General features: G+C 70.5%; 17 protein-coding genes, 1 rRNA gene and 1 riboswitch. Of the genes, 14 read left to right on the forward strand and 4 right to left on the reverse strand.

Annotation, left to right across the window (positions count from 1 at the left end; translation table 11 throughout):
• From rrf to ACFYOU_RS27185, 11 genes are all read left to right on the forward strand, one after another.
• Nucleotides 1–84 (forward strand): 5S ribosomal RNA (gene rrf / locus ACFYOU_RS27135); the annotation flags it as partial.
• Between the two features lie 206 nt (nucleotides 85–290).
• Nucleotides 291–899, forward strand: a complete 609-nt coding sequence (locus ACFYOU_RS27140) for a CDP-alcohol phosphatidyltransferase family protein (RefSeq protein WP_391309166.1) — start codon at nucleotides 291–293, stop codon at nucleotides 897–899.
• A gap of 111 nt (nucleotides 900–1,010) precedes the next feature.
• Nucleotides 1,011–3,506, forward strand: coding sequence for a sugar phosphate nucleotidyltransferase (locus ACFYOU_RS27145; protein ID WP_385494775.1), 2,496 nt, complete (start codon nucleotides 1,011–1,013; stop codon nucleotides 3,504–3,506).
• Nucleotides 3,507–3,708: 202 nt separating this feature from the next.
• Complete coding sequence (locus ACFYOU_RS27150; RefSeq protein WP_391309168.1) at nucleotides 3,709–4,539, forward strand: DUF881 domain-containing protein; 831 nt, start codon at nucleotides 3,709–3,711, stop codon at nucleotides 4,537–4,539.
• On the forward strand, nucleotides 4,536–4,868 hold the full coding sequence (locus ACFYOU_RS27155) for a small basic family protein (protein ID WP_073795017.1): 333 nt from the start codon (nucleotides 4,536–4,538) through the stop codon (nucleotides 4,866–4,868). The genes ACFYOU_RS27150 and ACFYOU_RS27155 overlap by 4 nt, the downstream gene beginning before the upstream one ends.
• A 23-nt stretch (nucleotides 4,869–4,891) precedes the next feature.
• Entirely contained in the window at nucleotides 4,892–5,809 is a 918-nt protein-coding gene (locus ACFYOU_RS27160; RefSeq protein WP_391309171.1) for a DUF881 domain-containing protein, read from the forward strand.
• 147 nt (nucleotides 5,810–5,956) lie between these two features.
• Complete coding sequence (locus tag ACFYOU_RS27165) at nucleotides 5,957–6,832, forward strand: FHA domain-containing protein (protein ID WP_389773154.1); 876 nt, start codon at nucleotides 5,957–5,959, stop codon at nucleotides 6,830–6,832.
• Between the two features lie 15 nt (nucleotides 6,833–6,847).
• Nucleotides 6,848–7,606 (forward strand): MerR family transcriptional regulator, encoded by a 759-nt coding sequence (locus ACFYOU_RS27170; RefSeq protein WP_391309173.1) that lies wholly within the window; start codon nucleotides 6,848–6,850, stop codon nucleotides 7,604–7,606.
• 96 nt (nucleotides 7,607–7,702) lie between these two features.
• Nucleotides 7,703–8,176 (forward strand): bifunctional nuclease family protein, encoded by a 474-nt coding sequence (locus tag ACFYOU_RS27175; RefSeq protein ID WP_030794342.1) that lies wholly within the window; start codon nucleotides 7,703–7,705, stop codon nucleotides 8,174–8,176.
• 223 nt (nucleotides 8,177–8,399) lie between these two features.
• A complete protein-coding gene (locus ACFYOU_RS27180; protein WP_389773140.1) occupies nucleotides 8,400–9,035 on the forward strand; it encodes a MerR family transcriptional regulator in 636 nt (211 codons plus the stop codon).
• Between the two features lie 58 nt (nucleotides 9,036–9,093).
• Nucleotides 9,094–10,461, forward strand: coding sequence for a DNA polymerase IV (locus ACFYOU_RS27185; protein ID WP_391309175.1), 1,368 nt, complete (start codon nucleotides 9,094–9,096; stop codon nucleotides 10,459–10,461).
• A 15-nt stretch (nucleotides 10,462–10,476) separates the two neighbouring features.
• On the opposite strand, the gene ACFYOU_RS27190 is transcribed toward ACFYOU_RS27185, so the two are convergent.
• Nucleotides 10,477–10,875, reverse strand: a complete 399-nt coding sequence (locus tag ACFYOU_RS27190; protein ID WP_389773135.1) for a PRC-barrel domain-containing protein — start codon at nucleotides 10,873–10,875, stop codon at nucleotides 10,477–10,479.
• Nucleotides 10,876–10,986: 111 nt separating this feature from the next.
• Nucleotides 10,987–11,084: riboswitch (glycine riboswitch) on the forward strand.
• Nucleotides 11,085–11,253: 169 nt separating this feature from the next.
• Between ACFYOU_RS27190 and gcvP the strand changes: the two genes are divergently transcribed.
• On the forward strand, nucleotides 11,254–14,139 hold the full coding sequence (gene gcvP, locus ACFYOU_RS27195; RefSeq protein ID WP_391309177.1) for an aminomethyl-transferring glycine dehydrogenase: 2,886 nt from the start codon (nucleotides 11,254–11,256) through the stop codon (nucleotides 14,137–14,139).
• 103 nt (nucleotides 14,140–14,242) lie between these two features.
• Here gcvP and ACFYOU_RS27200 read toward each other — a convergent pair whose 3' ends face one another.
• Nucleotides 14,243–14,449 carry a DUF5999 family protein gene (locus ACFYOU_RS27200; RefSeq protein WP_385494783.1) on the reverse strand — a complete coding sequence of 69 codons (207 nt, stop codon included), beginning with the start codon at nucleotides 14,447–14,449 and terminating at the stop codon, nucleotides 14,243–14,245.
• A 388-nt stretch (nucleotides 14,450–14,837) separates the two neighbouring features.
• Complete coding sequence (locus ACFYOU_RS27205; protein ID WP_391309179.1) at nucleotides 14,838–15,416, reverse strand: hypothetical protein; 579 nt, start codon at nucleotides 15,414–15,416, stop codon at nucleotides 14,838–14,840.
• 539 nt (nucleotides 15,417–15,955) lie between these two features.
• On the opposite strand from ACFYOU_RS27205, the gene ACFYOU_RS27210 reads away from it, so the two are divergent.
• Together ACFYOU_RS27210 and ACFYOU_RS27215 are read left to right on the forward strand one after the other, a co-directional pair.
• Nucleotides 15,956–17,476: a glutamate-cysteine ligase family protein gene (locus ACFYOU_RS27210; RefSeq protein ID WP_391309181.1), complete on the forward strand. Its 1,521-nt coding sequence runs from the start codon at nucleotides 15,956–15,958 to the stop codon at nucleotides 17,474–17,476.
• 130 nt (nucleotides 17,477–17,606) lie between these two features.
• Entirely contained in the window at nucleotides 17,607–18,416 is an 810-nt protein-coding gene (locus ACFYOU_RS27215; RefSeq protein ID WP_391309183.1) for a type II CAAX prenyl endopeptidase Rce1 family protein, read from the forward strand.
• Here the strand turns inward: ACFYOU_RS27215 and ACFYOU_RS27220 are convergent.
• Nucleotides 18,413–19,276, reverse strand: coding sequence for a PhzF family phenazine biosynthesis isomerase (locus ACFYOU_RS27220; RefSeq protein ID WP_391309185.1), 864 nt, complete (start codon nucleotides 19,274–19,276; stop codon nucleotides 18,413–18,415). The genes ACFYOU_RS27215 and ACFYOU_RS27220 overlap by 4 nt on opposite strands.
• Nucleotides 19,277–19,317 lie beyond the last annotated feature (41 nt).

Raw genomic sequence — 19,317 nt, forward strand, 5'->3', positions numbered from 1 at the left:
TACATTCCGAACCCGGAAGCTAAGCCTCACAGCGCCGATGGTACTGCAGGGGGGACCCTGTGGGAGAGTAGGACGCCGCCGAACAAATTTTGAATAAGAGAGCTGTGGGCTCTGGAGGTTGATTCCTCCGGGGCCCGCAGCTCTTTTTTGCGTTCACGGGTCGGGAAAACAGGGGCAACCGGCTCGCAGGCCGTTGTCCGGAGTGCCGTACACCCCTCCGTACGGAAGGTTCTCCGCTTGACGGTAAGGTCAGGTCGTATCGTTGGCTCGTTCCCACAGGAGGCCCCCGGGTGGAGGTCCAGGAGACGCGTGTCCAGACGGACCGGGTCCTCACCATCCCCAACATCCTCAGCATGGCACGTCTCTTGGGCGTGCCCCTCTTCCTGTGGTTGATCCTCCGTCCCGAGTTCGGGGGCCCCAAGAGCGACGGGTGGGCCCTGCTCGTCCTGGCGCTCAGCGGCATCAGCGACTATCTGGACGGAATGCTCGCGCGTCGCTGGAACCAGGTGAGCAGCCTCGGCCGACTGCTCGACCCCGCGGCCGACCGGCTCTACATCCTGTCGACCCTGGTCGGCCTCACCTGGCGGGAGATCCTCCCCGTCTGGCTGACCGCCGTACTGCTTGCGCGTGAACTCGTGTTGCTGGTGATGGTCGGGATCCTCCGACGGCACGGATATCCGCCGCCGCAAGTGAACTTCCTCGGCAAGGCCGCCACCTTCAACCTGATGTACGCCTTCCCGTTGTTGCTGCTCAGCGACGGAAGCGGATGGATCGCGTCACTCGCTGCTATTTTCGGATGGGCGTTCGCCGGATGGGGTACAACCCTGTACTGGTGGGCAGGAGTCTTGTACATGGTGCAGGTTCGCCGCTTGGTGCGGGCGGACGCCATGGCCGGCTGAGCCCCGCCGATGGTGCCTGGGTGCTCGCCTGATGGCCCGTAGCGGATCCGTGCGGGACAATTGAGGGCGCAGTCGGCTAGACCGTCGTCTCTCAAGGAGGACGCTTCCGACATGAAGGCCGTCGTGATGGCCGGTGGTGAAGGCACACGCCTTCGCCCCATGACCTCAAGCATGCCCAAGCCGCTCCTGCCTGTGGCCAACCGGCCCATCATGGAGCACGTGCTGCGGCTGCTGAAGAGGCATGGGCTCACCGAGACAGTCGTGACCGTCCAGTTCCTGGCCTCCCTCGTCAAGAACTACTTCGGTGATGGTGAAGAACTCGGCATGGAGTTGTCCTATGCCAACGAGGAGAAGCCACTCGGAACCGCGGGCAGTGTGAAGAACGCGGAAGAGGCGCTCAAGGACGACGCGTTCGTGGTCATTTCCGGTGATGCCCTCACCGATTTCGACCTCACTGAGTTGATTTCCTTCCACAAGGAGAAGGGAGCCCTGGTCACGGTATGTCTGACGCGGGTACCGAATCCTTTGGAGTTCGGCATCACCATCGTCGACGAAGAGGGCAGGGTCGAGCGCTTCCTGGAAAAGCCCACCTGGGGCCAGGTCTTCTCCGACACCGTCAACACCGGTATCTACGTGATGGAACCCGAGGTCTTCGACTACGTCCAGGCCGACGTGTCCGTCGACTGGTCCGGTGACGTCTTCCCCCAGCTGATGAAGGACGGCAAGCCCATCTACGGCTACATCGCCGAGGGCTACTGGGAGGACGTGGGCACGCACGAGAGCTATGTGAAGGCCCAGGCGGACGTCCTGGAGGGCAAGGTCGACGTCGACCTCGACGGATTCGAGATCTCGCCCGGGGTGTGGGTGGCCGAGGGCGCCGAAGTGCACCCCGACGCGGTGCTGCGGGGACCCCTGTACATCGGGGACTACGCCAAGGTCGAAGCCAACGCCGAGATCCGCGAGCACACGGTGGTCGGCTCGAACGTCGTCGTGAAGAGCGGTGCCTTCCTCCACAAGGCGGTCCTCCACGACAACGTCTACATCGGGGAGCACAGCAATCTCCGGGGCTGCGTCATCGGGAAGAACACCGACATCATGCGGGCCGCCCGCATCGAGGACGGTGCCGTCATCGGCGACGAGTGTCTCGTCGGTGAGGAATCGATCGTCCAGGGCAACGTGCGGGTCTATCCCTTCAAGACGATCGAGGCGGGCGCCTTCGTCAACACCTCGGTCATCTGGGAGTCCCGCGGCCAGGCGCACCTCTTCGGTGCGCGCGGGGTCAGCGGCATCCTGAACGTCGAGATCACCCCGGAGCTGGCCGTGAGGCTGGCCGGCGCCTACGCGACGACCCTGAAGAAGGGCGCGACGGTCACCACCGCCCGCGACCACTCCAGGGGCGCCCGGGCCCTGAAGCGCGCGGTGATCTCCGCCCTCCAGGCCAGTGCGATCGACGTGCGGGACCTGGAGAACGTGCCGCTGCCCGTGGCGCGGCAGCAGACGGCACGGGGCAGCGCCGGCGGCATCATGATCCGCACCTCGCCCGGGGTACCCGACTCCGTCGACATCATGTTCTTCGACGGGCGCGGCGCCGACCTCTCCCAGGCGAGTCAACGCAAGCTCGACCGGGTGTACGCGCGCCAGGAGTACCGTCGGGCGTTCCCCGGCGAGATCGGCGACCTGCACTTCCCGGCGAGCGTCTTCGACTCGTACACGGGTTCCCTGTTGCGGAACGTCGACACGACGGGCATCGCGGACTCCGGGCTCAAGGTGGTGGTCGACGCGTCGAACGGCAGCGCCGGCCTGGTCCTGCCGAGCCTGCTGGGCAAACTCGGCGTCGACTCGCTGACGGTCAATCCGGGTCTGGACGAGGCGCGGCCCACCGAGACGGCGGACGCCCGACGGGCCGGCCTGGTACGGCTCGGGGAGATCGTGGCCTCGGCCCGGGCGGCGTTCGGTGTGCGGTTCGACCCGGTCGGCGAGCGGTTGTCGCTGGTGGACGAGAAGGGGCGGATCGTCGAGGACGACCGTGCGCTGTTGGTCATGCTGGACCTGGTCGCCGCCGAGCGCCGGAGCGGGCGGGTGGCCCTGCCGGTGACGACGACCCGGATCGCCGAACAGGTCGCGGCCTACCACGGCACCCAGGTCGACTGGACGACGACGTCCCCCGACGACCTGACGAGGGTGGGCCGTGAGGAGTCCACGATCTTCGGCGGTGACGGGCGCGGCGGCTTCATCGTCCCGGAGTTCAGCAGCGTCTTCGACGGCACGGCCGCCTTCGTCCGGCTGATCGGTCTGGTGGCCCGCACCCAGCTGACGTTGAGCCAGATCGATGCACGGATTCCGCGGGCCCATGTGCTCAAGCGCGACGTGGCGACGCCGTGGGCCGTGAAGGGCCTGGTCATGCGCAGGGTGGTGGAGGAAGCGGGGGACCGGTCCGTGGACACCACCGACGGCGTGCGCGTGGTCGAGGCGGACGGCCGTTGGGTGCTCGTCCTCCCCGACCGTGCCGAAGCGGTCACCCACCTGTGGGCGGAGGGCCCCGACGACGCCTCGGCGCAGGCCCTGCTGGACGAGTGGTCGGGGGTCGTCGAGAGCGCGGGCAACTGACCCGTCGGTCACCCGCGCGGGCCGTCATCGCCGCGTGACGGGTACGTCTTTCGAGTGTCGGACGGTGCCCCTGCCGGGCGCCGTCCGGCGGTCCGTCAGGGCCATTCGGAGGAATGGACGCCGACGTGCGACGATGTGCGGCATGCCGCAGCCGCCCCCTGTTCGGAGTACGACTTCGCGTCCCCGGCGCCCGGACGCGTCCATGTCCCTGTTGACGAACGTCATGGACCACAGCCTCGACGACGGCTATGCGGAGGCCGCGGCGCGCAAGCGGGCCCAGGGGGAGAGCGGCGGGCTGCCGAAGACCCTGCGCGCGCGGCTCGGCCTGGCGGTGGGGCTGGTCCTGGCGGGACTGGTCGTCACGGTGGGCGCGGCGCAGGCCCGGGTGACGGCTCCCGTGATCGCCAAGGAACGCGAGGAACTGATCGACCGGGTCGAGGCCGAGACGGCGGCGGCCGACGAGTTGGAGAAGAGCGTCGACACCCTCCGGGACGACGTGCACGACCGCAGGCGCGAGGCGCTGAAGCACGAGGAGGGCTCCGACGACCTCGTCGGTGTCCTCGCGGGTTCCTCCGCGGTCCACGGCCCCGGGGTCAAACTGACGGTGGACGACGCGAAGGAGGCCGACGCGGACGGTGACGGTCCGCGCGGTACCTCCGGCTTCTCCGACACGGGCCGCGTCAAGGACCGTGATCTCCAGCGGGTCGTCAACGGGCTCTGGCACTCCGGGGCCGAAGCCGTGTCGATCAACGGACAGCGGCTCACCGCCCTGTCCGCGATCCGCGCGGCGGGGGACGCCGTCCTGGTGGACAACCGTCCCCTGGTACCGCCCTACACCGTGCTCGCGGTCGGTGACCGCCAGCGGTTGAGCACCCGGTTCCAGAACAGCCCCGACGGCCTGTACCTGAACGCTCTCCAGGAGAACTTCGGGATCAGGACGGGGATTTCCGCGCACGACGACCTGCGGTTGCCCGCGGCGCCGAGCGTGATCGTCCGCACCGCACAGCCGAGAACAGAGAAGGGCACATCGTGATCGCCGTACTGGGCCTCGTCCTGGGAGTCGTGGCCGGACTGCTGGTCCGGCCCGAAGTCCCCGCGGTGGTCGAACCGTATCTCCCGATCGCCGTGGTCGCGGCGCTGGACGCCGTCTTCGGAGGGTTGCGGGCCATGCTCGACGGCATCTTCGACGACAAGGTGTTCGTGGTGTCGTTCCTGTCGAACGTCGTCGTCGCGGCCCTGATCGTCTTCCTGGGGGACGAGTTGGGCGTCGGCGCGCAGTTGTCGACCGGTGTGGTGGTCGTGCTCGGCATCCGCATCTTCTCCAACGCCGCCGCGATCCGCCGTCACGTGTTCCGGGCGTGAGGCCGATGAACTCCGAGGGGCCGATGAACTCCGAGGGACAGGGCGGGCCCGGCCGTGCCGGTGAGGCCGTGGGCGGCGGTGCGGGGCAACAGCAGGACGCCTCCGCCCACCAGCTGCGCAGGGAACTGCCCGCCGAGGTGCCCGTGGGGCCCGCGGCGGGCGGTCCGGGAGACCTCGATGCGCAGGGGCCGCACGGCCAGCGGGTCACGCAACCGGGTCTGACGGGGAGACAGCGCCTCGTGAAGGGGCTGTGGCCGCCGCGCCTGAGCCGGGCGCAGCTGATCGTCGCGCTGTTGCTCGCGGGGCTCGGTTTCGGCCTCGCCGTCCAGGTCGCGGCCACCAGTGACAGTAGTGTGCTGCGTGGGGCCCGACAGGAGGATCTGGTACGGATCCTCGATGAACTGGATGACCGCACGGAACGTCTAGACGATGAGAAGCGGCGTCTCGAAGGCCAGCGCACCGAACTGGAGAACAGTTCGGACCAGGCCGAAGCGGCGCGCAAGCAGACCGTCGAGAGGGAGAAGCAACTGGGCGTGCTGGCCGGCACCGTGGGCGCCGAGGGCCCCGGGATCACCATGGTGGTCACCGACGAGCACGCGGGGGTGGAGTCGCGGATGCTGCTGGACGCCGTCCAGGAGCTGCGCGCGGCGGGTGCCGAGGCGATCCAGCTCAACGGAGTGCGGATCGTGGCCGGTACGTACCTGACGGGCGGGGAAGGAGAAGGGGTGAGCGTGGACGGGAAGGCGATCAGTCCGCCGTACCGGTTCAAGGTGATCGGCAGGCCGCAGGACCTGGAACCGGCGCTCCACATCCCCGGCGGCGTGGTGCAGACTCTGGAGAAGGAGCAGGCCAGCGTGACGGTGACGCGTGCGGAGGAGATCGTCGTGGACGCCTTGCGGCCGGCGAAGCAGCCTGACTACGCTCGGTCGTCCTCCCGGTGATCCGGGGAACGCGGGGGTCACTCGGCGGGTGCACGTGGTTGCGGGGGGTCGGCGCACCGGAAGAGCGGTGCGTGGTGGAAACTGTCCGGTGGGTACGGACGTTGTGAAGGTGTCCGGGTCGGCAGGTGTGTGTAGTCAGGGTTCGTCCTGCCCCACGGGCGGGTCTGTTTCGGTCAAGGGGAATCGCCCGTGAAGTTGTTTGCGAAGTTGTTCGGCAAGAGCGCACGCGAGGACCGTGGCAACGCCACGGCACGACACCGTGCCCCCCGTCACGGGGGAGCCGAGGAGCAGTCCGGCGAACGCCCGCTGTTCCGTGATCAGGTTGGTGCTCCAGGTGGTGACATTTCGGGCGGACAGGGCGCGTCCCCCGTTGACCCTGCCGCGCCCGGCCGCATAGGTTTCGGGGAACCGTCAACCTCAGGTACGGGTGGAGGGTTTGCCGCCGACCCGTACGCGTCCCAAGCCCCCGGTGGGCAGCCGCAAGGGGGTCCGTCCATGACCTTGGTGTGTACGAGGTGTGGTCACCGCAACGCGGAGGCGAGCCGTTTCTGCTCCAACTGCGGAGCGCCCCTGCGCGGTGGCGCCGAGCGGCCGTCGGAGACGACCTCGACCATCTCGATCTCCGGGCTCGAAGCGTACGACGCGGAGGTGACCGGGCAGACCCAGTCGCCCTCCCTGTCGCCGGAGGCACAGGCCGCGGTGGACGCGCTGCCCTTCGGCTCGGCCCTCCTGGTGGTCCGTCGCGGTCCCAACTCCGGCAGTCGTTTCCTGCTGGACGGTGATCTGACGACCGCGGGGCGTCATCCGCAGAGCGACATCTTCCTGGACGACGTGACGGTGTCGCGCCGGCACGTCGAGTTCCGCCGCGGTCCGGACGGTGCGTTCACCGCCGCGGACGTCGGCAGCCTCAACGGCACGTACGTCAACCGCGAGCCGGTCGACAACGTCCGGCTCGCCAACGGCGACGAGGTCCAGATCGGCAAGTACCGGCTGGTCTTCTACGCGAGCCAGCGGGGCGTCTGACCCGGGGAAGGCCCCATGCTGCACAAACCGAGCGGCGGTGCCGGCAACGGCACCGCCGCGGCGGCCAGCCGCCTCATGAGCATCGGCACCGTGTTGAACGCGCTTCGGGAGGAGTTTCCCGAGGTCACCATCTCCAAGATCCGTTTCCTGGAGTCCGAGGGGCTGATCGAGCCCCAGCGCACGCCGTCCGGCTACCGCAAGTTCAGCCCGCAGGACGTGGAGCGACTCGCCCAGGTACTGCGGTTGCAGCGGGACCACTACCTCCCCCTCCGGGTCATCCGTGAGTACCTGGACGCCCTGGAGCGGGGGGAGGCCGTGCAGCTGCCTTCCCTGGGTCGCCCGGGGGAGCCCCAGAACGACCCCCTGACGGGCCGGGCGGGCGCCCTGGACGCATCCGGGCCCACGGCGGCCCGGGTGGGCCGTGAGGAGCTGATGGCGGCCGTCGGGGTCGGTGAGGACGGCCTGGCGGAGTGGGAGTCCTACGGGCTGCTCGTTCCGCTGCCCGACGGCGGGTACGACGCCTCGGCCGTCACCGTGGCCGGCCTCCTCGTCGAACTGGGCCGGTACGGCATCGAGCCGCGGCACCTGCGCGCCATGAAGGCGTCCGCGGAACGCGAGGCCGGTCTCGTCGACCAGGTCGTGGCCCCCTTGCGGCTGCACCGCAATCCGCAGACCCGGGCGCACGCCGAGGCGCGGACGCGGGAGCTGGCGGAGCTGACCGTGGGGCTGCATTCGGCCTTGGTTCGGGCGGCCCTAGGGGTGCGACTGCCCTGACGGAGCCCGGTGCGGGCCGCGCAAGGGCGCCCCGCTGGCCAGCCGGCCGGAGTGCCCGACTACCCAAAGGTGCCGGGCACGGCCTAGGGTTGCTGTGTGAACGAGCTCGACGTCGTAGGTGTCCGGGTCGAAATGCCCTCCAACCAACCGATCGTGCTTCTGCGTGAAGTGGGAGGCGACCGTTACCTCCCCATCTGGATCGGCCCCGGGGAGGCGACGGCGATCGCCTTCGCCCAGCAGGGCATGGCGCCCGCACGGCCGCTGACCCACGACCTGTTCAAGGACGTGCTGGAGGCCGTGGGTCAGGAGCTGAGCGAGGTGCGCATCACGGACCTGCGCGAGGGCGTCTTCTACGCGGAGCTGGTCTTCGCGAGCGGTGTCGAGGTCAGTGCCCGCCCCTCCGACGCCATAGCGCTGGCGCTGCGCACGGGAACGCCGATCTACGGCAGTGACGGCGTCCTCGACGACGCGGGGATCGCCATCCCCGACGAGCAGGAGGACGAGGTGGAGAAGTTCCGTGAGTTCCTGGACCAGATCTCGCCCGAGGACTTCGGCACCAACAGCCAGTGACCGGGCCGCGTGCGTCGACCGCCGGCGGCGGTCGGCCGGATCCGGGGGGTCGTTCCGGTACCCGGGGCGGCCCTCTCGGCACATTCGGCTAGCCTTTCCCGCAATCAGACACGGGAAACCACTCGTAGGGTGATTATCACTCGGCGTGGCGAGTGTGGCGATCGTTGACGCACCCCGAGCGACTGCCTACCGTCGGGAAGGCAGGTCAAGGACGGAGGTCGGCGTGAGAAGCAGCGGCGACGGTACGGCTGGGGGTGCCCCCGGACGGATTCCGGGGGAAGGCGGCCCGTACGCGCTCCACAGCGGTCGGACCGGCCAGGTGCCGGGGCGTCCGCTGCCGGCCGACGAGGACGACGAACGGCAACCCCATCAGGTCGGCTACCGCGGACCGACGGCGTGTGCCGCCGCGGGCATCACCTACCGGCAGCTCGACTACTGGGCCCGCACGGGGCTCGTGGAACCCAGTGTCCGACCCGCCTACGGTTCGGGCACGCAGCGGCTGTACAGCTTCCGGGACGTGGTCGTCCTCAAGATCGTGAAGCGGTTCCTCGACACCGGTGTCTCGCTCCAGAACATCCGGGCCGCCGTCCAGCACCTACGGGAGCGCGGATTCCGTGACCTGGAGCGCATGACGCTGATGAGCGACGGCGCGACCGTCTACGAGTGCGGCTCGCCCGACGAGGTCCACAAACTCCTCCAGGGCGGTCAGGGCATCTTCGGGATCGCCGTCGGGGTGGTCTGGCAGGACGTCGAGAGCGCCCTGTCCCAGTTGCACGGCGAACGCGTGGACACGGGGGAGACCCTGGTCGGGAACCACCCCGCGGACGAGCTCGCCCGGCGCCGCAACCGGGCCGTCTGACGCGCCGACGCCCCCGCCCACCAGGGCGTTGTCAGAGGCGTAGGGCAGCATCGGGGGTGTGAGGAACCAGCCCACCATCCTGCACCTGGACATGGACGCCTTCTACGCCTCGGCGGAGCAGGCCGCCAAGCCCAGTCTCCGGGGCAAGGCGGTGGTGGTGGGCGGCATCGGCCCGCGCGGGGTGGTCGCCACCGCTTCCTACGAGGCGCGCCGCTTCGGGGTGCGCTCCGCGATGCCCACGGCCCAGGCCAGGAGACTCGCGCCGAACGCCGCCTACCTGGTGCCCCGCTTCGCCTTCTACCGGGAGATCAGCGACCACGTCATGGGCCTGCTGCGGGAGCTGTCACCGCTGGTGGAGCCGCTCAGCCTGGACGAGGCGTTCGTCGACCTGGAGGCGGCCGGAGCGGCCCGGGACGAGGCGTCGGCGCGTTCGGTCGGGACCCGGCTGCGCGCCGACATCAAGGCCACCACGGGGCTGACCGGATCGGTCGGCCTGGCGGCTTCCAAGATGCTGGCCAAGGTCGCCTCGGAGGAGGCGAAGCCCGACGGGCTGCTGCTGATACCGGTCGGTACCGAGCGGGCGCTGCTCGCCCCGATGCCCGTCCGGGTGCTGCCGGGGGTCGGACCCGCCACCGGGGACCAGCTGCGGCGCGCCGGGATCACCACGGTCGGCGAACTGGCCGAGGCCGGGGCCGACGAACTGGTGCGGCTGCTGGGCAAGGCCCACGGGGCGGCGCTGTACGCGATGGCCCTCGCGCACGACGAGCGGCCGGTCGTCGCCGAACGGGAGACGAAGTCGGTGTCCGTCGAGGACACCTACGACGTGGACATCCACGACCGCACGCGGGTGCGGTGGGAGGTCCAGCAGCTGGCCGATCGGTGCGTGCGGCGACTGCGGGACTCGGGACACTCCGGGCGGACCGTGGTGCTCAAGGTGCGCAGGTACGACTTCTCGACGTTGACCCGCTCCGAGACGCTGCGCGGACCCACCGACGATCCCTCGGTGGTGCGGGAGGCCGCCGCGCGGCTGCTGGAGTCCGTGGACACCACCGGGGGCGTGCGCCTCCTCGGGGTGGGCGTGAGCGGGCTCGCCGACTACACCCAGGAGGACCTGTTCGCCCAGGCGGCGGGCGCCCGGACCGAGGCCGACGGAGCCGCCGCCGAGGAGCCCGCGGCCCCACCCGACGGCACGGAACCGACGAGCGCCCGTCCGCCCGCCCCGTGGGCCGCCGGCCATGACGTGCACCACGCCGAGTACGGGCGGGGCTGGGTGCAGGGGAGCGGCGTGGGGCGGGTGACGGTGCGGTTCGAGACCCCGTACTCCGGGCCGGGCCGGGTGCGGACCTTCGCCGTGGACGACCCGGCCCTCGAACCCTCCGGCCCGGTCTCCCTGGTGCACCGCCCCGCCCCCGACGACCCGGCCTGATCCGGAAGAGGGGGCCTAGCGGTCGTCCGGGAGCTTCGGGTCGTCGCCCGCTCCGGCCAGCTCACCGAAGTCCCGTACCGCCGGTGGCGCCGGGCCCGGGGACGCCAGGTTCAGCCCGTAGTGGTGGTAGAGGCGCAGCTCCTGCTGGGGCGAGAGGTGGCGGCCGACGCCGAAGTCCGGGGCGTCCTTGATCAGGGACCGCTCGAAGGGCACCCGCAACGTGCCCTCCACCAGCTCGCTGGGCTCCAGCGGGACGAACGCGTCACGGCTGAAGAGCCCCGTCCTTATCGCCGCCCACTCCGGCACCCCCGTGGCGTCGTCGAGGTAGACCTCGTCCACCGTGCCGATCTTCGTGCCGTGGAGGTCGAACGCCTTGCGGCCGATCAGGTTGCGCGGATCGATGTCGGTCTGCACGTGCCCTCCAGTGGTCGCAACTCATCCGTAAGCACTACGAAAGTCCACATTTCGACGGGCGGCCACTCGAAGCCCCGTGCGAGGGCCCGCTGGTAGGGTGGAAACGGCTGTTGACCCTGTGCGGGAGAGCTCCCCGGCTGACGACCGGGGGCGCCGAAGGAGCAAATCCTCCCCGGAATCTCTCAGGCCCCCAGTACCGCACGGGTGAGGTCACTCTGGAAAGCAGGGCGGAAGGCCGACGGCCTCCGCCCTCACCGACGGTGAAAGTCGGGCTCCGGCCCGGTGAAGCTCTCAGGTTGAGATGACAGAGGGGGAGGGCCGTCCGGGCACCCGCAATGCGGTGCCCCTCGCAGGTCGTACCGACCAGGAGGCCCCCGCATGACAGTCAACCGTTCCCCCCTCGCCCAGCTCGAACAGGGCATCCCGTTCGAGCGGCGCCACGTCGGACCCGACGTGGAGGCCCGCGCCAAGATGCTCGCGCAGGTCGGGTACGGCTCGCTGGACGAGCTGACGGCGGCCGCGGTGCCCGAGGTCATCAAGAACGCCGAGGCCCTGGACCTGCCCGCGGCCCGCACCGAAGCCGAGGTCCTCGCCGAGCTGCGCTCCCTCGCGGACCGCAACGAGGTGCTCGGCTCGATGATCGGCCTCGGCTACTACGGCACCTTCACGCCGCCGGTCATCCTCCGCAACGTCATGGAAAACCCGGCCTGGTACACCGCCTACACCCCGTACCAGCCGGAGATCTCCCAGGGCCGGCTGGAGGCGCTGCTCAACTTCCAGACCGTGGTCGCGGAGCTGACCGGACTGCCCACCTCCGGGGCCTCCCTCCTCGACGAGGGCACGGCCGCGGCCGAGGCCATGGCACTGTCGCGCCGGGTCGGCAAGGTCAAGAACGGCGTCTTCCTGGTCGACGCGGACACCCTGCCGCAGACCGTGGCCGTCATCCGGACCCGCGCCGAACCCACGGGGGTCGAGGTCCTCGTCGCCGATCTGTCCTCCGGCATCCCGTCCGAGGTCGCCGAGCGGGGGGTCACCGGCGTCCTGCTCCAGTACCCGGGTGCCTCCGGGGCGGTCCGCGAGCTGCGGCCCCTGATCGCGCAGGCCCACGCACTGGGTGCCGTCGTCACCGTCGCCGCCGACCTGCTCGCCCTCACGCTCCTCACCCCGCCCGGTGAGCTCGGCGCGGACATCGCGGTCGGCACCACCCAGCGCTTCGGGGTGCCGATGGGCTTCGGCGGACCGCACGCCGGGTACATGGCCGTCCACGAGAAGTTCGCCCGCAGCCTCCCGGGCCGCCTCGTCGGCGTCTCCGTGGACAGCGACGGGGACCGGGCCTACCGGCTGGCGCTCCAGACCCGTGAACAGCACATCCGGCGGGAGAAGGCGACCAGCAACATCTGCACCGCGCAGGTGCTGCTCGCGGTCATGGCGGGGATGTACGCCGTCTACCACGGTCCGGAAGGGCTGCGGACGATCGCCCGCCGCACCCACCGCTACGCGACGATCCTCGCCGAGGGGCTGCGGGCGGCGGGCACGGAGATCGTGCACGGCGCGTTCTTCGACACGGTCACCGCACGGGTGCCCGGCCGGGCCGCCGAGGTCGTCGCCGCGGCCCGGGAGGGCGGCGTCAACCTGCGCCTGGTGGACGCCGACCACGTGGGCATCGCCTGCGACGAGACCACCACCCGGGCCCAGCTCGGCATCGTCTGGACCGCCTTCGGCGCCGACGCCGACGTCGAGGCCCTGGACGCGTCCGTCGTGGACGCCCTGCCCGGGGCGCTGCTGCGCACCGACGACTACCTGGCGCACCCCGTCTTCCGGCAGTACCGCTCGGAGACGGCGATGCTGCGTTACCTGCGCCGGCTCTCGGACCGGGACTACGCCCTCGACCGGGGCATGATCCCGCTCGGCTCCTGCACGATGAAGCTCAACGCCACCACCGAGATGGAGCCGGTCACCTGGCCCGAGTTCGGTCAGCTGCACCCCTTCGCACCGGCGGAGCAGGCGCAGGGGTACCTCACGCTGATCCACGAGTTGGAGGAGCGGCTCGCCGAGGTCACCGGCTACGACCGGGTGTCCCTCCAGCCGAACGCCGGCTCCCAGGGCGAGTTGGCCGGGCTGCTCGCGGTGCGCGGCTACCACCGGGCCAACGGCGACGAGCAGCGCACGGTCTGTCTGATCCCGTCGTCGGCGCACGGCACGAACGCGGCGAGCGCGGTCATGGCCGGGATGAAGGTCGTCGTCGTGTCGACCGCGGACGACGGCGAGGTCGACGTCGACGACCTCCGGGCCAAGATCGAGCAGCACCGCGAGCAGCTCGCCGTCCTCATGATCACGTACCCGTCCACGCACGGCGTGTTCGAGGAGCACGTCGCGGACATCTGCGCGCAGGTGCACGACGCGGGCGGTCAGGTCTACGTGGACGGTGCCAACCTCAACGCCCTCGTCGGGCTCGCCAAGCCCGGTCGCTTCGGCGGCGACGTCTCGCACCTGAACCTGCACAAGACGTTCTGCATCCCGCACGGCGGCGGCGGTCCGGGTGTCGGACCGGTGGCCGTGCGCGCCCACCTCGCGCCGTACCTGCCGAACCATCCGCTCCAGCCGGCGGCCGGGCCCGAGACCGGTGTCGGGCCGATCTCGGCGGCGCCGTGGGGCTCCGCCGGTATCCTCCCGATCTCCTGGGCGTACGTACGGCTCATGGGCGGCGAGGGGCTCAAGCGGGCCACCCAGGTCGCGGTGCTGTCCGCGAACTACGTCGCCAAGCGCCTCGAACCGCACTTCCCGGTGCTCTACACCGGTCCGGGCGGACTCGTCGCGCACGAGTGCATCATCGACCTGCGCCCCCTCACCAAGGCCACCGGCGTGACCGTCGACGACGTGGCCAAGCGGCTCATCGACTACGGCTTCCACGCACCGACGATGTCCTTCCCGGTGGCGGGCACCTTGATGATCGAGCCGACCGAGAGCGAGGACCTGGTCGAGCTGGACCGGTTCTGCGAGGCGATGATCGCCATTCGTGCGGAGATCGAGAAGGTCGGTTCGGGGCAGTGGCCCGCCGAGGACAACCCGTTGCGCAACGCCCCGCACACCGCGCGCGCCCTGTCCGGTGCGTGGGAGCACGCGTACAGCCGTGACGAGGCGGTCTTCCCGGCCGGGGTGTCGGCCGCGGACAAGTACTGGCCGCCGGTGCGCCGGATCGACCAGGCGTACGGCGACCGGAACCTCGTCTGCTCCTGCCCGCCCCTGGACGCGTACCAGGACTGATGCCGTCGCGGGCCCACGGCCCGTGCCGCAGACGTGGAAGCGGGGCCGGTCCGGAGGTGTTCCGGGCCGGCCCCGCCGGTGCGACTGCCGGTCCGGTGGGGGCTTACGCCGCCGTCATCACGCCGTCCGCCCCGAGCGGGCGGTGCGGTGCGATGATCTCGCCGTTGGGCAGCAGTTCACCGGTGTCCTCGAACAGCAGGACGCCGTTGCAGAGCAGGCTCCACCCCTGCTCCGGGTGGTGGGCCACGGCGAGCGCGGCCTCGCGGTCGGCGGACTCCGCCGTCGGGCACGGTGACTGGTGCTGGCACATGGTGGATGCGTTCTTTCGCTGCGGTGTGAAGGCTGTCCTGCGGCTGGACCCGGTGCTCATGGCCGCCCCCCGTATCGTCGGTCTGATCCCCAGTGTTGCCCCACGGGCGTGATTCCGCAGGGATTTCGCGGCAGCAGGTTCTTACTCGTTAGAGACGTATCACCCGCACGGATGGTTCAGCCCAAATGGGTTGCCCGAATGGGGGGTTAGGAATGGTCGAAAAGGGCTAGTCCTTTCGGGCCGTTAGCACAGACGGACGGTCCCGGTGCTCTGCGTGAGCACCGGGACCGTCCGTCCGTCGTTCGGTAGTTCTGCCGTTCTGCCGCTCAGTCGTTCGGTTGGCTGAGGGGGCGTCGGCGGGTGGGTCGGGGCGCTGGCGGCCGTCGGCTCAGGCCGGTGCCGTGAGCGGGGGTGCCGGTGTGAGGCGGTTCCCCAGGGCGGGCAGCAGTTCGGCCGCGCGGTGCGTGCGGTGCGCCGTGACGCCGGGGGGCGCCGGTGCCAGGGGGATGAGCAGGTCGGTCGGGGTGAGGGTGCCCCCGGCGGGGTCGGCCGTGGGGTCGCCGTGCAGCCACAGCGTGAGCATGTACAGGCCGGGAACGGACAGCAGCCGCGCCTGGTACGGGACGGGGAGCGACTCCGCTTGCCGGACGGCGCGTTGGGTGGATGCGATGTACGGGCCTTCGAAGAAGTGGGAGAAGGCCCAGCCGTCCGCGGTGAGGACGGTGTCCGCCGCCGCCACGGACTGGTCGCCGCAGCGGATCACGTAACGCCAGCCCGCGAGGGTGGTCGACGAGGCGGGCACGAGTTGGTCCAGCACGTGGACGGGCAGCGGTAGTTCCGCTGTGACGGAGCCCTGTGCGGCACGCAGGGCAGGGGTTTTGGCCTCACGGACGGCCGTGGGAGAACCTAGTGCCGCGACGACGCTGCGCAGGGCAGGCGCGGGAGCAGGGGGAAAGACCAGCGGCATGGTGGGTCGCCTCTCATTCACCGGCAGGCGGAACCAGGAAGGGCGCGGACGGCGCTGTCAGCGCGTGGGGTCAGAGGGGGCGAGGCGGCCGGGGGGACGGGGCCGCGAGCGCCAACTCTCTGCCTCTGTAGCGGAGTTTATACGACAGGCGCTCGTTTGATGATTCGCCTAGCTGATCGAATTACGGTGAGCAAGGGGCGTTTCGGTCGGCGTACCGTGGATTTTTCTCCCCATTCGCCATGATTTCAACTTCGTGACCTCGTGATATTTTCCGAGATTGGACGGCCGATTTTCTCCACCGTTTTACGCCACAATTCGGTAACGCCTCCGCGTCCCCGGGGGCGGCTTGCGTGCCGTATCGGACAGTGATTCCCGCACGTATCGTTCATTGCCCCCTGAAACTGCCCCCTGGGTGACCATGTCCACGGTAGCCGCCCGGGTGCAGGTCATGGGGCGTTATCGATCGTGCTGTCTGGGCATCATCCCCCAGGACAGAGCGGCCGGACGGTGGGCTGCCCACTTCGAGGAGGGACGCTGCGATGGGGGAGAAGGTCGTGGCGGGCGTTGTCGACCTGTCCGATCGACAGCGGTACCGCGAGAAGCTCCGCCAGTGCTTGGCGGGGCTCGGACGCCTGTTGGCGGAGGAGCGGTTCGACCGGCCCAAGAACCTCATGGGCCTGGAGATCGAACTCAACCTGGCCGGCCCGGACGGGCTACCGCGCATGATGAATGCGGAAGTCCTCGAACGCATCGCCAGCCAGGATTTCCAGACCGAACTGGCCATGTTCAATCTGGAAGTGAACATTGCGCCCCACCGGCTCGGCGGGCGCGTACTGGACCAGCTCGCGGAGGAAGTGCGCACGGGGCTCGCCTATGCGCACCGGAAAGCGAACGAAGTCGATGCCGGAATTGTGATGATCGGCATTCTGCCCACCCTGGCCCAGCACGATCTGGTGCCGGCGAACCTCTCCGCGGCCGATCGTTACACCCTGCTCAACGAGCAGATCGTCGCGGCGCGGGGCGAGAGTTTCCAACTCGACATCGAAGGGGTCGAACGACTCACCTGCACTTCGGATTCCATTGCCCCGGAAGCCGCCTGCACCTCGGTGCAACTGCACCTCCAGGTGACGCCCGCCCGGTTCGCCGGGGTGTGGAACGCGGCTCAGGCCGTCGCCGGGGTGCAGATCGCCCTCGGCGCCAACTCGCCCTTCCTGTTCGGTCGGGAGCTGTGGCGGGAGTCGCGCCCCCCGCTGTTCCAACAGTCCACCGACACCCGTCCGCCCGAGGTCGCCGCCCAGGGGGTGCGTCCGCGCACCTGGTTCGGCGAACGGTGGATCGACTCCGCGTACGACCTCTTCGAGGAGAACCTGCGGTTCTTCCCCCCGCTGCTGCCGATCTGCGACGAGGAGGACCCCCTCAAGGTCCTCGACGACGGCGGGGTGCCCTCGCTCGCCGAACTCGTCCTGCACAACGGCACGGTGTACCGCTGGAACCGCCCCGTGTACGACACGGTCGACGGCGTGCCGCACCTGCGGGTGGAGAACCGCGTCCTGCCCGCCGGGCCGACCGTGATCGACGTCATGGCGAACACCGCCTTCTACTACGGCATCGTCCGCGCCCTGGCGGAGGACCCCGTTCCGGTGTGGAGCCGGCTGCCCTTCGAGGCCGCGGCGAGGAACTTCGACGACGCGTGCCGCCACGGGATCGACGCCGAGCTCCAGTGGCCCCGACCGGGGCGGCACGGCACCGTACGGCGCATCCCGGCCGTCACCCTCGTCCTGGAGGAGCTGTTGCCCCTGGCCGCGGGCGGACTGGACGCCTGGGGGGTGGAGCCCGCGGACCGCGACCGCTACCTCGGGGTGATCGAGGAACGTTGTCGCCAGCGCGTCAACGGGGCCTCGTGGCAGACGACCACCTTCCACCGGGCGCGAGAGAGCGGACTGGACCGCCACGCGGCCCTGGCGGCGACGACCCGCCGCTACTGCGAGTTGATGCACGCCGGGCAGCCCGTCCACACCTGGCCGGTCGGCCTGCCGCAGCCCGCCCTGCCGCCGGGCTGAACCCGCCCGCCGTGGTGGGACGCCCCGGGCGACGCGCCCCCTGATCCGCCCGTGGACCTCCTCGGGAGAGGATGGGTCCCGCGGCGGGCCGGGGAGCCCGCGCCCGGGAGCGATTCGACTGGAGGCAAGGGTGCAGACGGTAACGGGGTCGGCGGCCGGACCCGGCCCGGCCCGGCCGCTGGAGCGGCTCTCACGCCGGACGCTGCGGGACGAGACCCTGCTCGTCCTCGCCCTCTCGCTGGGCGCCAGCGGGGTGTCCGCGCTCATCAGCTTCCTCGGGTCGGTCACCGAGCCGGGCGGGCTCAAGGACCAGGCGGCCACCATGAACGCCTCGGCGGCCCCCGGGCGGCCCTGGCTGGACCTGGCGTGGCAGCTCTTCGGCATCACCACCGCCCTGGTGCCCGTGGCCCTCGTCGCCCATCTGCTGATCCGGGAGGGCACCGGCCTGCGGGCCCTGGGGTTCGACCGCACCCGGCCGTGGTTCGACCTCGGGCGCGGGGCGGCCGTCGCCGCGGTGATCGGCAGTACGGGCATCGCGTTCTACCTGCTGGCGCGCGGTCTCGGGTTCAACCTGACCGTGGTGCCCGAGGCGTTGCCCGAGGTCTGGTGGAAGTACCCGGTGCTCATCCTGTCGGCGGCACAGAACTCCGTGGTGGAGGAGGTCATCGTCCTCGCCTATCTGCTGCGCCGGTTGGACCAGCTGGGCTTCTCGCCCTGGGCGTCGATGACCGTCAGTTCCGTGCTCCGGGGTTCCTACCACCTGTACCAGGGCATCGGCGGCTTCATCGGCAACATGGTGATGGGCGTGGTGTTCGTCTACCTCTACCGGCGGTGGGGGCGGGTCGGCCCGCTCGTGGTGGCCCACACCCTGCTCGACGTCGGGGCCTTCGTCGGATACGCCCTGCTCGCCGGGAAGGTCGACTGGCTGCCCACGCCCTAGCGGCCCGGGGGCGCGGCGAGCAACTCGCCGTCGACGACGGTCACCGCCGTGCCGGTGAGGAGCGTGCGCGGCCCCCGCAGTTCGGCCCGCACCAGACCGGAGCGGGGCGACGCCTGGAGCCCGGTCAGGGTGGTGCGGCCGAGGCGCGGCGCCCAGAACGGGGCGAGCGCGGTGTGGGCGCTCCCGGTCACCGGGTCCTCGTCGATGCCGACCCGCGGGAAGAAGCAGCGCGACACGAAGTCATGCCCCCGGCCGGGGTCGTCCGCCCGGGCGGTGGCGATGACGCCCCGGTCCGAGAACGCGGCGAGCGCCCGGTGGTCGGGCGTGAGCTCGCGGACGGTCCGTTCGTCCGTCAGCTCGACCACCAGGTCACCGATCTGCGGTCCCGCGTCGTACACGCACAGCGGCTCGGCGCCCAGCGCGCGGGCGAGTCCGTCCGGGGCGGGCACCGGGACCAACGGGGCGGTCGGGAAGTCCAGGGTGATCGTGCCGTCCGCGTGCGGCTCGGCGGTGAGGATGCCGCAGCGGGCCCGGAACCTCACCGGCCCGTCGACGAGCTTGGCGGTGGCCAGCACGTGCGCGGTGGCGAGCGTGGCGTGACCGCACATGTCGACCTCGGTGGTCGGCGTGAACCAGCGCAACGCCCAGTCGGCGTCGCCGCCCTGCGGCAGTGGGTGCGCGAACGCCGTCTCGGCGTGGTTCACCTCCCGGGCGACCAGCTGCAACCAGGTGTCGTCGGGGAAGGCGGCGGGGGATCCGACGGGGCCGCCGGGCTCCTCGGGCACGCCGAAGAGGAGGACTCCGGCGGGGTTCCCCGAGAAGGGGCGGTCGGTGAAGGCATCGACGATTCGCAGGCGCATGTCAGGGACTCTAGGCGGCGGGCCGCCGCACCGGCCAAGGC

The sequence above is a fragment of the Streptomyces sp. NPDC005955 genome, assembly GCF_042871255.1.
Classification (GTDB): Bacteria; Actinomycetota; Actinomycetes; order Streptomycetales; family Streptomycetaceae; genus Streptomyces.